At 72.6% G+C, this 11440-nt stretch carries 10 protein-coding genes and 1 tRNA gene; 5 read left to right on the forward strand and 6 right to left on the reverse strand.

Annotated elements, in window-relative coordinates:
- On the reverse strand, positions 1-599 hold a 599-nt coding region (upp, locus tag ACFQGU_RS17615; RefSeq protein WP_386769015.1), incomplete at its 3' end, for a uracil phosphoribosyltransferase.
- Between the two features lie 169 nt (positions 600-768).
- On the opposite strand from upp, the gene ACFQGU_RS17620 reads away from it, so the two are divergent.
- Both ACFQGU_RS17620 and tadA read left to right on the forward strand, forming a co-directional pair.
- Positions 769-1248, forward strand: a complete 480-nt coding sequence (locus ACFQGU_RS17620) for a tRNA adenosine deaminase-associated protein (protein WP_386769006.1) — start codon at positions 769-771, stop codon at positions 1246-1248.
- Between the two features lie 86 nt (positions 1249-1334).
- Positions 1335-1808: a tRNA adenosine(34) deaminase TadA gene (gene tadA, locus ACFQGU_RS17625; RefSeq protein WP_386769007.1), complete on the forward strand. Its 474-nt coding sequence runs from the start codon at positions 1335-1337 to the stop codon at positions 1806-1808.
- A 74-nt stretch (positions 1809-1882) separates the two neighbouring features.
- On the opposite strand, the gene ACFQGU_RS17630 is transcribed toward tadA, so the two are convergent.
- From ACFQGU_RS17630 to ACFQGU_RS17640, 3 genes are all read right to left on the reverse strand, one after another.
- Complete coding sequence (locus ACFQGU_RS17630; RefSeq protein WP_386769008.1) at positions 1883-3115, reverse strand: acyl-CoA dehydrogenase family protein; 1233 nt, start codon at positions 3113-3115, stop codon at positions 1883-1885.
- 44 nt (positions 3116-3159) lie between these two features.
- The gene (locus ACFQGU_RS17635; RefSeq protein WP_386769009.1) at positions 3160-4179 is read right to left on the reverse strand and encodes a phosphotransferase family protein; all 1020 of its coding nucleotides are present in this window, start codon (positions 4177-4179) and stop codon (positions 3160-3162) included.
- Between the two features lie 226 nt (positions 4180-4405).
- Complete coding sequence (locus ACFQGU_RS17640; RefSeq protein ID WP_386769010.1) at positions 4406-5191, reverse strand: SDR family oxidoreductase; 786 nt, start codon at positions 5189-5191, stop codon at positions 4406-4408.
- A 145-nt stretch (positions 5192-5336) separates the two neighbouring features.
- On the opposite strand from ACFQGU_RS17640, the gene ACFQGU_RS17645 reads away from it, so the two are divergent.
- Positions 5337-5424 (forward strand) — tRNA-Ser (locus tag ACFQGU_RS17645).
- A gap of 284 nt (positions 5425-5708) precedes the next feature.
- On the opposite strand, the gene ACFQGU_RS17650 is transcribed toward ACFQGU_RS17645, so the two are convergent.
- Both ACFQGU_RS17650 and ACFQGU_RS17655 read right to left on the reverse strand, forming a co-directional pair.
- Positions 5709-6071, reverse strand: coding sequence for a YidH family protein (locus ACFQGU_RS17650; RefSeq protein ID WP_386769011.1), 363 nt, complete (start codon positions 6069-6071; stop codon positions 5709-5711).
- 63 nt (positions 6072-6134) lie between these two features.
- Complete coding sequence (locus ACFQGU_RS17655; RefSeq protein ID WP_386769012.1) at positions 6135-7241, reverse strand: calcium:proton antiporter; 1107 nt, start codon at positions 7239-7241, stop codon at positions 6135-6137.
- A 184-nt stretch (positions 7242-7425) separates the two neighbouring features.
- Between ACFQGU_RS17655 and ACFQGU_RS17660 the strand changes: the two genes are divergently transcribed.
- A complete protein-coding gene (locus ACFQGU_RS17660) occupies positions 7426-8889 on the forward strand; it encodes a pyridoxal phosphate-dependent decarboxylase family protein (protein ID WP_386769013.1) in 1464 nt (487 codons plus the stop codon).
- 125 nt (positions 8890-9014) lie between these two features.
- The coding region (locus tag ACFQGU_RS17665; RefSeq protein WP_386769014.1) for an ATP-binding protein at positions 9015-11440 on the forward strand (2426 nt) is incomplete at its 3' end.

Below are 11440 nucleotides of genomic sequence, written 5' to 3' on the forward strand. Positions count from 1 at the left end.
CCGGGGACGATGTAGCCCTTGTCGTTGAGGCGCTCGTCGAGACCGGCGGTCACCACGGTGACGTCGACCCCGCGGCCGTCGAAGGCCTCGCGCAGCCGGTCGAGGCCCTCGGGGGCCGCGAGCAGGCAGATCGCCGTGACGTCGGTGGCGCCGCGGCCGAGGAGCAGGTTGATCGCGTCGACCAGCGTGCCGCCGGTGGCGAGCATCGGGTCGAGGACGAAGACCTGGCGCCCCGAGAGGTCGTGCGGCACGCGGTCGGCGTAGGTCGAGACGGTGAGCGACTCCTCGTCGCGGATCATGCCGAGGAACCCGACCTCGGCGGTCGGCAGCAGCCGCACCATGCCGTCGAGCATGCCGAGGCCGGCGCGCAGGATCGGCACGACGAGCGGACGCGGGTCGGCCAGCTTCACGCCCATCGCGGGGGCGACCGGCGTGCTGACGGCGACGCGCTCCACGCGGATGCTGCGCGTGGCCTCGTACGCGAGCAGCGTGACGAGCTCGTCGGCGAGCCGGCGGAAGGTGGGCGAGTCGGTGCGGCCGTCGCGGAGGGTCGTCAGCTTGTGGGCGACGAGCGGGTGGTCGGCGACGTGGATGCGCAGGCTCTCGGGCATGGCCCGAAGGGTAAGGGGTCGGCGTCCGGCATGTGGCACCTGAGTCCAAGGTCACGCTCGGTCGCCACCGCCAGGCGGCAAAGGTGCACCGCGAGCGCGCGGCGTCTGTCACTCTGGGGGCGCCCGGTAGACCCGCACGCCCTGAAGGAGGTACGACGTGGACGACACAGCAGTCGACTTCGCCGTCGCCGCCTGGCGCGAGGACAACCTGTGGCAGCTCGTGACCCTGCCGCCGCGCGCCAGCGAGAGCCTCGACCTGATGATCGACGCGCTCCGCGCCCAGCCCGGCGAGACGGGCACGATCGGCTTCGTGTCGATCGCGGAGGAGCTCTTCATCATCCTGCGCGTCCGCGGCGAGGACGTGCGCCTCCTGATCTCCGACGTGTTCGCGGCCGAGGACTGGCCGCTGGGCGTCGACGCCCTCGATCGGCTCGGGATCCCCGAGGAGGTCGAGTTCGAGGACTCCGAGCCCGCGGGCGACCTCCGCATCGTGGACGACCTCGGGATCGGCCCGGAGGAGATCGAGCTCCTGCTCGACGACCCGGACATGTGGCCCGACGAGGTGCTGGCGAGCATCGCCGCGCGCATCGGCTTCGGCGAGCAGTTCGACGCCGCCCTCGAGCAGCTGCCCGACTGACCCGGCGCTGCCGCTCTGGATGCCTGAGGATCCCCTCCGGGTGACCGTGGGGCATCCGGATCGGGCCAGTGCGCGATGATCGGGACGTGCAGCCACGCCCGACCGACGTCGACGCCGTACGCCGTGCCCTCGAGCAGGCGCGCCGCGCCGGTGCGGCGGGCGAGGTGCCGATCGGCGCGGTCGTGATCGGCCCCGACGGCGATGTGCTCGGCGTCGGCGCCAACGAGCGGGAGGCCACCCACGACCCCACCGCGCATGCCGAGGTGGTCGCGCTGCGTGCGGCGGCGTCATCCCTCGGCACGTGGAGGCTCGACGGCTGCGTCCTCGCCGTCACGCTCGAGCCGTGCCCGATGTGTGCAGGGGCCGCGTGGCTCTCGCGGGTGGACCGCGTGGTGTTCGGCGCGTGGAACACCGAGTACGGCGCAGCCGGCTCGCTCTGGGACGTGCTGCGCGACGGCCGTCTCAACCACCGGCCCGAGGTCGTGGCCGGAGTGCTCGCCGACGAGTGCTCCGCCGTCCTCGCCGACTTCTTCGCCGCCCGCCGTACCGCCGCCGACTGACGGACGCGAGTGACTGCCCAAATGGTCGCTGAACGGCCTGCTTCAACGACCGTTTGGGCAGTAACTCGGAGCCCCTAGCTGCGCGGGGGGAGGTAGGGCTTGAGCTGCTCGCGGGCGATGCTGCGCAGGTGCACCTCGTCGGGGCCATCGGCCAGGCGCAGGGTGCGCAGGCCCGCCCACATCTCGGCGAGCGGGAAGTCGCCGGAGACTCCGGCTGCGCCGTGCACCTGGATCGCCTTGTCGAGCACCCACAGCGCCTCGCGCGGCGCCACGACCTTGATGGCCGCGATCTCCGTGGCCGCGCCCCGTACGCCGACCGTGTCGATGAGCCACGCCGTCTTCATCGTGAGCAGCCGCGCCTGCTCGAGGCGGATGCGCGACTCCGCGATCCACTCGCGCACCACGCCCTGGTCGGACAGCGGACGGCCGAACGCCGTACGCGCCACCGCGCGCTCGCACATGAGCTCGAGCGCCCGCTCGGCCATGCCGAGGGAGCGCATGCAGTGGTGGATACGGCCGGGGCCGAGGCGGGCCTGGGCCATCATGAAGCCGCCGCCGCGAGGCCCGAGGAGGTTCTCCTTCGGCACGCGCACGTGGTCGAAGTCGATGACGCCGTGGCCGCCGTGCGAGCCGTCGTCGTACCCGAAGACGGTTGTCGATCGCTCGATGGTCACGCCCGGGGCATCGAGCGGCACGAGGATCATCGACTGGCGCGCGTGCCGCGCGTTGTCGGGGTCGCTCACGCCCATGACGATCGCGATCCTGCACTCGGGGCGCATCGCGCCGGTCGACCACCACTTGCGGCCGTGCACCACGTAGTGGTCGCCGTCCTCGATGATCGTGGCGGCGATGTTGGTGGCGTCGGACGACGCGACGTCGGGCTCGGTCATCGAGAAGCACGAGCGGATCTCGCCGGCCAGCAGGGGGTCGAGCCACTGCTCGCGCTGCTCCGGCGTGGCGAACATGTGCAGCAGCTCCATGTTGCCGGTGTCGGGCGCGTTGCAGTTCATGGCCTCGGGCGCGATGTGCGCCGAGCGGCCCGACAGCTCGGCGATCGGCGCGTACTCCAGCACCGACAGGCCCGCGCCGTGCTCGGCGTCGGGGAGGAAGAGGTTCCAGAGCCCCTGGCTGCGCGCTTCGACCTTGAGGCCGGCCAGCACCTCCGGCGTGCGGAACGGCGTACCCGCAGCGCGGTACGCCGCTGCCTGCCCTTCGAAGGTGTGCTCGGCGGGGTAGACGTGCTCGTCGAGGAACGTGCGCACCTGCTCCTGCAGCGCGAGCGATCGGTCGCTGTGCCGGAAGTCCATCGTCGTCCCCTTCATCGGTTCGTGCGAGTACGTCGTACGTGGGGTCAGAGCCGGTCGAGCCAGTGCCGCGACGCGTCGAGCAGGCGCGGCACGTAGACGCCGACACTGCCGAAGCCGTCGCCGACGGTCTTGCCCTGCAGGTAGCGGGCGTGGATCCCCTCGGCGATGACCGCGAGCTTGAACCACCCGAACGCGACGTACCAGGGGAGCGCGGTGAGGTCGCGGGTCGAGCCGGCGGCGTACCGCTCCACCATCGACGTCGGCGAGAGGAAGCCGGCGCCCTCCGTCATCGGCGCTGCGCCGAACATCCCCTGCTCGCCGAGGGTCTGGTAGACGACGAGGAGGCCGACGTCGGTGAGCGGGTCGCCGAGCGTGGCCATCTCCCAGTCGACGACGGCCGCGATGCGTGTGACGTCGTGGCTGTAGAGCACGTTGGTGAGCCGGTAGTCGCCGTGCACGATCCCGGGCGCCTGCTGCTCGGGCGTGCGCGCGGTGAGCCCGGCGACGAGCGCCTCGAGGCCCGCGCGCGGCTCGGTCTCGCTCGCCTCCCACTGCGTGCGCCAGCGCTTCACCTGGCGCTCGAGGAACCCGTGCGGCTTGCCGAACTGCTCGAGCCCGACCTCGGCCGGGTCGACCGCGTGCAGCGCGAGGAGCGTGTCGACCAGCAGCTCGCACGAGCGGCGCGCGTCGTCGGCGGTGAGCCGGCCGAGGACGTCGGGGTTGTCGAGGACGACGCCGTCGACGTACGACATGAGGTAGAACGGCGCGCCGTTGACGTCGACGTCCTCGCAGAGCACGACCGGTGCGGCCACGGGGACGGCGGTGCCGTGCAGCGCGCTGATCACGCGGAACTCGCGGGTCATGTCGTGCGCGGTGGAGAGCACGTGCCCGAGCGGAGGACGGCGCAGCGCCCACGTGCTCGTGCCGTCCGTGACCCGGTAGGTGAGGTTGGACAGGCCGCCCACGATCACCTCGGCCTGCAGCGGCCCCCGCCGCAGCCCGGGCGCGGTCGAGTCGAGCCACCCTGTCACCGCATCGAGGTCCAGCCCCGGAAGCCCGCTCACCCCCCGACGCTATCCCTGCGGGGTTTGCGATGAAGGGGGCCTTCGTTGCTCAGAGCGCAACAATCTGACCCTTCACGGGTACATCTGCCGGCTCGCTCGTTCGCGATGAAGGCATGGGCCCCCGCCGGGCGAGAATGGGCGAAGCCCTCGCCCGGTAGGGGACTTCATCCAATAGAGCCGAACAACCCTTCCCATCATGCTCGGCGTGTGGCCGGTGCAGCGCCCGTCAGCCGCCGAGGCGCGGGACGCCGAGCTTCACCTGCAGGCCGTTCATCTGCGCCAGCCACCGGTCGGGATCGCCCGCGCGGGCGGCGTAGAACTGCGCCACCTCGGGGTGCGGCAGCACGAGGAACCTGTCGTCGCCGAACGCCTGCCACACCACCTCGGCCACCTGCTCCGGCTCGAGCGTGCCCTCGTTGTCCAGCAGCGGCGCCACGGCGCCGACGTCCGCGATCATCGCCGTCCGCACCCCCTGCGGGCACAGCGCCTGCACCACCACGCCCCGGTCGCGGTACGTCGCCGACAGCCACTCCGCGAACGCCACGGCCCCGTGCTTGGTCACGCTGTACGACGCGTCGCCCACCATCGTGAGCAGGCCCGCCGCGGACGCCGTCACCACGAACCGCCCGCCGCCGCCGTCCGCCAGCCATCCGGGCACGAGCGCCCGAGCGGCCCGTACGTGCGCCATCAGGTTGATGTCGATGACCCGCGCCCACTCGGCGTCGGTCGTCTCGAGCCCGTGCATCACGCCGACCCCTGCGTTGGCGACGTACACGTCGATCCGGCCGAGGTACGTCGTCGCCTCGGCCACCAGATGCGCGATCCCTCCCTCGCTCGCGCAGTCACCGGGCACGGCGAGGCCGCCGATCTCGGCCGCGACCGCCTCCGCTCCCGCGGCGTCGAGGTCGTTCACGACGACCCGCAGGCCCTCCGCGGCGAGGCGCCGGGCGATCGCCCGCCCGATGCCGCCGGCGGCGCCTGTGACGACTGCTCCGAGGGGCGCGCTGCTCACGGTTCCTCCTGGTTGCCCGGCTGATCGCCTCGCACGCTAGACCGGTCCGGCGCCCCGCGGGGCCCGTGGCGCCGGTCACCCTCCCCGTGCGCCCCGGTCCCGGCCGATTTCTGACTGACCGCCCGGACCTTGTACTCTCCTCGGCGGTGGCGTGTCCGAGCGGCCGAAGGAGCACGCCTCGAAAGCGTGTGAGGTGCAAGCCTCCGTGGGTTCAAATCCCACCGCCACCGCCATAACGACAGGAGCGCTCCCCTTCAGGGGAGCGCTCCTGTCGTTATGCCGGTGGCCCCTCTGATTTGGGAGGAGCACCGCCCACCCGGCGCCCCTGCCCCGCCCGATCCCCCCGGCCGAAGGCCGCTCCATCGCCGCGGGCCCGAGCGCCGCACCTGGCCGGCTCGACGGATCCCACCGCCACCGCGATGCGCGTGGACGTCGTACGCCGCTCGCCGCGTCGATGAAGGCCGGATTTGTTGCGCTCTTAGCAACGAAGGGCCCCTTCATGGCAAACGTGCGCGGGTCAGGAGCCGAGCAGCAGCCAGAGCACGAGCATGAAGGCGCCGATCAGCGCGACCCCGAGCGACAGCGCCTGCGGCGCCCTCCCGCGCGGCGGCAGCTCGCCGGCGCGGATCGCTCGGTCGGCTGCCTCATAGCGACGCCAGCCGGCCAGCGACGCGATCGACCCCGCGATGAGCAGCGCGAGGCCCAGCGGCACACGGGTGCGCAGCTCGGTGCCGAACTGCAGGACGGCGAGGCCGACGGCGACGAGCGAGAGCCCGGTGCGTGCCCAGGCCAGCACCGTGCGCTCGTTGGCGAGCAGGAACCGCGTGTCGACGTCGACGCGGTCGTGGTGCGTGCGCGTTGCCGGCTCGTCGCTGCTCACGTCCGCAGCCTAGAGCCGTGAACGCCGACGCCGGCGTGGTCCTGGCGGTTCGTCGTACGCCGGTCAGGGGCTGGCGGCGAGCACGAGGAACGCGGCCATGATCGCGAGGTGCACCGCGCCCTGCAGGCGCGTGGCGCGACCCGGTACGACGGTGAGCGCCCCGACCACGACCGTCAGGCCGAACAGCACGAGCTGCGTGGCGCCGAGCCCGAGCAGGAGCGGGCCGTCGAGCCAGATCGACGCGATGGCGATCACGGGGATGGTGAGACCGATGCTCGCCATGGCCGAGCCGAACGCGAGGTTGATCGCGACCTGGGTGCGGTTGCGGCGCGCGGCGCGGACGGCCGCGAGCGACTCCGGCAGCAGCACGAGCAGCGCGATGACCACGCCGACGACCGCCTGCGGCAGTCCGGCACCGGCTACGGCGTCCTCGATGAACGGCGACTCCACCTTCGCCAGCCCCACGACGACGACGAGCGAGAGCAGCAGCAGGCCGAGGCTCGACAGCGCGGCGCGCCCGGTGGGCGGATCGGCGTGGATGTCGGGGTCGTCGGCGTCGATCGGCACCTCGACGGGGAGGAAGAAGTCGCGGTGCCTCACCGTCTGGGTGATGACGAAGACGCCGTACAGCGCCGCGGACGCGAGCGCCGCGAACACCAGCTGCACGGTGTTGTACTCCGGCCCCGGGACGCTCGTGGTGAACGACGGGAGCACGAGCGTGAGCGTGGTCAGCGTCGCGACCGTGGCAAGGGCTGCGCCGCTGCCCTCGGCGTTGAACAGCGCCATGCCGTGCTTGCTCGACGCCGCGAGCAGCGAGATGCCGAGGATGCCGTTGCACGTGATCATCACCGCGGCGAAGACGGTGTCGCGCGCGAGGCTCGAGGCGCCCGTGCCGCCGGCCGACATCAGCGTGACGATCAGGCCGACCTCGATGATCGTCACGGCCACCGCGAGCGTGAGCGAGCCGAACGGCTCGCCGACCTTGTGCGCGATCACCTCGGCGTGATGGACGGCGGCAAGGACGGCGCCGCCGAGGGCGAGCGCGGCTCCGACTGCCGCGAGCACCGGCAGGTCGCGGCCCCACGTGGCCACGAGCACGACCAGCCCGATCACCGGGCCGAGGGTGGACAGCGTGGGCCAGCGGGACGTCGAGCTCGTCGCGGCTGCCATGGGTCGATCCTGCCCGAGGATCGGGTCGCCACCTATCCGGGCGCCGGCCGCCGGCCGCCGTGATGCGCGGGTGACGGCACCCCGGATCGATGCGGTGTGTGTGAAGGCCGGAATTGTTCGGCTCTATTGGATGAAGGTCGCCTTCATCGCAAACGGTGAGGCGGGCGGGGCCATGATGTGCGGCATGCCTGCGACACCCCTCACCGGTGACCTCGGCGCGACGTACGCCCGGGTGGGCGCCGCGCTCGACCTGTTCCTCACCGAGGACAGGCCCGACCCCGTCACGAGGCGGGCGGGCTGGACGAGCGCGCTCGAGCAGCCGCTGCCCGAGCACGGCGTGGGATCCGACGCCACGATGGCCGAGCTGCTCGACGTCGTCGTCCCGAACGGCACGCGGGTGTCCGACCCCGGCTTCTGGGGCTGGATCGTCACCGGCCCGTCGACGGTGCCGGCCGCGGCGGCCGCGGCCGCGCTGATCGCCGCGCCGCACCGCTACTCGATCACGGCGTCCAACCTGGTCGAGGACCTCTCGCTGCGCTGGCTGGCCGAGCTCTGCGGCCTCGGCGCGCACATGCGCGGCGTCTACTCCAGCGGCGGCTCGACCGCCAACCTCGTCGCCCTCGGCGCGGCCCGGCAGTGGGCGTTCGAGCAGCGCGGCCGCGACGTCGCGCGCGACGGCGTCGACGGCACCCCGCTCGCGCTCTACGCCTCGGCAGAGGTGCACCACACGATCCAGCGCAGCGCCGGGGTGCTCGGCATCGGCCGCGCGCAGGTGCGGATGGTGCCGGTGGACGCCGACCTCCGCATGCGCCCCGACGCGCTCGAGGAGCTGATCGCGCGCGACGTCGCCGACGGCGTCGTCCCCGTGGCTGTCATCGGCACGGCCGGCACCACCAATACCGGCGCGATCGACCCGCTCCGCGCGGTCGGCGAGATCGCGCACCGGCACGGCGCCTGGTTCCACGTCGACGGCGCCTACGGGCTGCCGGGCAGCCTCGACGAGCGCGTGCGCCCTTTGTACGACGGCCTCGAGCTGGCCGACTCCGCGATCGTCGACCCGCACAAGTGGCTCGGCGTACCGGTCGGCACCGGCGCCACCTTCGTGCGCGACCGCGAGCTGCTGCGCCGGGCATTCACCCAGGAGCCCGCCGACTACCTCGCCCCCCAGGAGAGCAGCGACGCCGACGCCCAGACCTCGCTCGACGCGATGGGCGTTCCGTACGCCGACCTCGGGGTCGAGCTGACCGCGCCGGCGCGCGGTGTGGCGGTCTGGGCCGTTCTGCGCGAGCTCGGCCGCGAGGGCGTGGCCGCGCGCATCCGGCAGGACGACGACTTCGCCCGCCGCGTGGCCGACGAGGTCCGCGCGCACCCGCGGCTCGAGCTGCTCACCGAGCCCACCCTGTCGATCGTGTGCTTCCGGTACGCGCCAGGGCACGGCGTCGACGACGACGAGCTCGACGCGCTGAACGCCGAGCTCGTGCACCGCCTGCACATCTCGACGCCATACGTGCCGAGCACCACCCGCGTCCGCGGCGTCCTCGCGATCCGGCCCTGCTTCGTCAACAGCCGCACCACCGACGAGGCGCTCGACGGCTTCACCGACACGGTCGTGGCCTTCGGTGACGCGCTGATCGCCGCCCGTCCCTGACCGACCCGCTCCGGATGCCTGTACGGCCTCTGTGCAGGCCTCCCGGCATCCAGTGCGGGGCCTTGCGGGGGCGGCGCCCGGGGTTCGGCACGCCCCGGTCACGTGCGGGTCCTACGCTGCCGCACATGGCTGATCTCCTCCTCGGCGGACGCATCGACCCGACGACGGGCGAGCGCACCGCCGACACCTCGAGCGTCCCGACGTCCGACCTGACCACGCACGGCGTCATCGTCGGCATGACGGGCTCGGGCAAGACGGGTCTCGGCGTCGTCCTCATCGAGGAGTGCCTGTCGGCCGGGGTGCCCACGATCCTGATCGACCCCAAGGGCGACCTCACGAACCTGTGCCTGATCTTCCCCGAGCTGCTCGGCTCCGACTTCCGCCCGTGGGTCAACGACAGCGACGCACGGAAGGCGGGCCTCGACCTCGACGCGTTCGCCGAGCAGCAGGCGACGTCGTGGCGCGACGGCCTCGGCGGCTGGGGCATCGCACCCGAGCGGCTGGCCGCGCTGCGCGAGAAGGTCGACTTCACCATCTACACGCCGGGCTCGTCGGCCGGTACGCCGCTCAACATCGTCGGCTCGCTCAACGCCCCGCCGGCGGGCACCGACCCCGAGGTGATGAGCGACGAGATCGACGGCTACGTCACCAGCCTGCTCGGCATGATCGGCGTCTCGGGCGACCCGCTCTCCTCGCGCGAGCACATCCTGCTGGCGAACATCATCCAGAACGCGTGGAGCCAGGGGCAGAACCTCGATCTCGGCCTGCTGCTCGCGCAGGTGCAGCAGCCCCCGATGCGCAAGCTCGGCTTCCTCGAGCTCGACGCGTTCTTCCCGCCGGCCGACCGCATGGCGTTCGCCATGAAGATCAACGGGCTGTTGGCATCCCCGTCGTTCGCCACGTGGCTCACTGGCGACCCGATCGACATCGAGTCGATGCTGCGTACGCCGGACGGCCGCCCGCGCTGCGCGATCGTGACGACCGCTCACCTCGACGACGAGCAGCGCCAGGCGGTCACCTCGCTGGTGCTCTCCAAGCTCGTCACGTGGATGCGCCGCCAGAGCGGCACCAGCGACCTGCGGGCGCTGCTCTACATGGACGAGGTCGCCGGCTACCTCCCGCCGACGGCGAACCCGCCCACGAAGAAGCCGATCATGCTGCTGCTCAAGCAGGCCCGAGCGTTCGGCCTCGGCGTGGTGCTCTCCACCCAGAACCCGGTCGACGTCGACTACAAGGCGCTGTCGAACGCCGGCACCTGGCTCATCGGCCGGCTGCAGACCGAGCAGGACAAGAACCGGCTCGTCGACGGTCTCTCGAGCGCCGCCGGCGGCGTCGACATCGGAGCGGTCAGCGACACGATCAGCAACCTCGGCAAGCGCCAGTTCCTGCTCAAGCGCGCGGGCAAGGACGTGCCCGAGGTGATGACCACGCGCTGGGCGATGAGCTATCTGCGCGGCCCGCTGACGCGCGACCAGATCGGCCGCGCGATGACGCCGACGGCTGCTCCCGAGGCGGCGGTGGCCGCACCCGTGGTCGGGGCGGCAGCGCTCGCATCCGCCACGGCTCCCGCCGTCGCACCCGCTGTGGAGCCCGCGGCCGCGACCGCGCCGGCGGCGGCGGCGTCGACCGCGGTGCCCGCTCCGGCCGCGCCGCCGGTGGTCGGCACGTCCACGCCCGCGGTCGCGGGCGATGACGAGACGCCCGTGATGCCGTCGGTCCCCGCGGGCGTGCCGGTCGCGTTCGTCGACCCGGCAGCGCCGTGGCTCGCGTCGGTGGGCTGCGTGCCCGGCGGCCAGCACCTGCGGGCCGGTGCCGTCGCGCGCGTGATGCTGCGCTACGACGACGTACCCGCCAACTACGTCCACGACGAGGAGTACGAGGCGGTCCTCACGACGCTGCCGCAGGTGCCGGCGTCCGCGGTGTTCACCGCCGTCGACTACGACGACCGCGACCTCGTGGCGAGCCCGCCCGTCGGCTCGGTCTACGCACTGCTGCCCGGCGAGGTGGTGAAGAAGCCGTACTGGACCGCCCTGCAGAAGGCGCTCGTCGACACCCTCGTGCGCACGCGCACCGAGGAGATCTACGTCAACAAGGCGCTCAAGGCCTACTCGCGGGCGGGCGAGACGCGCGGGGAGTTCATCGTGCGCTGCGAGGCCCTCGCGGGCGAGCAGGCCGACAAGGCCATGACTGCGCTGCGGACGAAGTACGCCACCAAGCTCGACTCCGCGCGCCTCAAGGTCACCGACGCCCAGATCGCCGCGCAGGGTGCCCGAGCCGAGTACGACGCCAACTTCGGCATGGCCGCTACGGTCACCTCCGCGCTGGGCAGTCTGCTCGGCGGACGCCGCAGCCGGTCGTCGATCACGTCGCAGGCGCGCAAGGAGGCCACCGCCTCGGCCAAGCTCGGGTCGACCGCCGCCAAGGCCGACGCCGCCGCCCGCGCCTACACCGACCTCGAGGCACGCCTCAACGAGGAGATCGTCGCGCTCGACGACCAGTGGAAGGCCACGGCGTCGACGGTCGAGACCAAGGCGGTGCCGCTGTCGAAGTC

This window comes from Longivirga aurantiaca (assembly GCF_042660085.1).
Classification (GTDB): Bacteria; Actinomycetota; Actinomycetes; order S36-B12; family CAIYMF01; genus Longivirga; species Longivirga aurantiaca.

What these genes read in the sequence shown, in the direction of transcription:
- ACFQGU_RS17655 (WP_386769012.1), bottom strand. Translation starts at nt 7,241, where the DNA reads ATGGCAGCCGCGACGAGCTCGACGTCCCGCTGGCCCACGCTGTCCACC.
- ACFQGU_RS17660 (WP_386769013.1), top strand. Translation starts at nt 7,426, where the DNA reads ATGCCTGCGACACCCCTCACCGGTGACCTCGGCGCGACGTACGCCCGG.
- ACFQGU_RS17630 (WP_386769008.1), bottom strand. Translation starts at nt 3,115, where the DNA reads ATGGACTTCCGGCACAGCGACCGATCGCTCGCGCTGCAGGAGCAGGTG.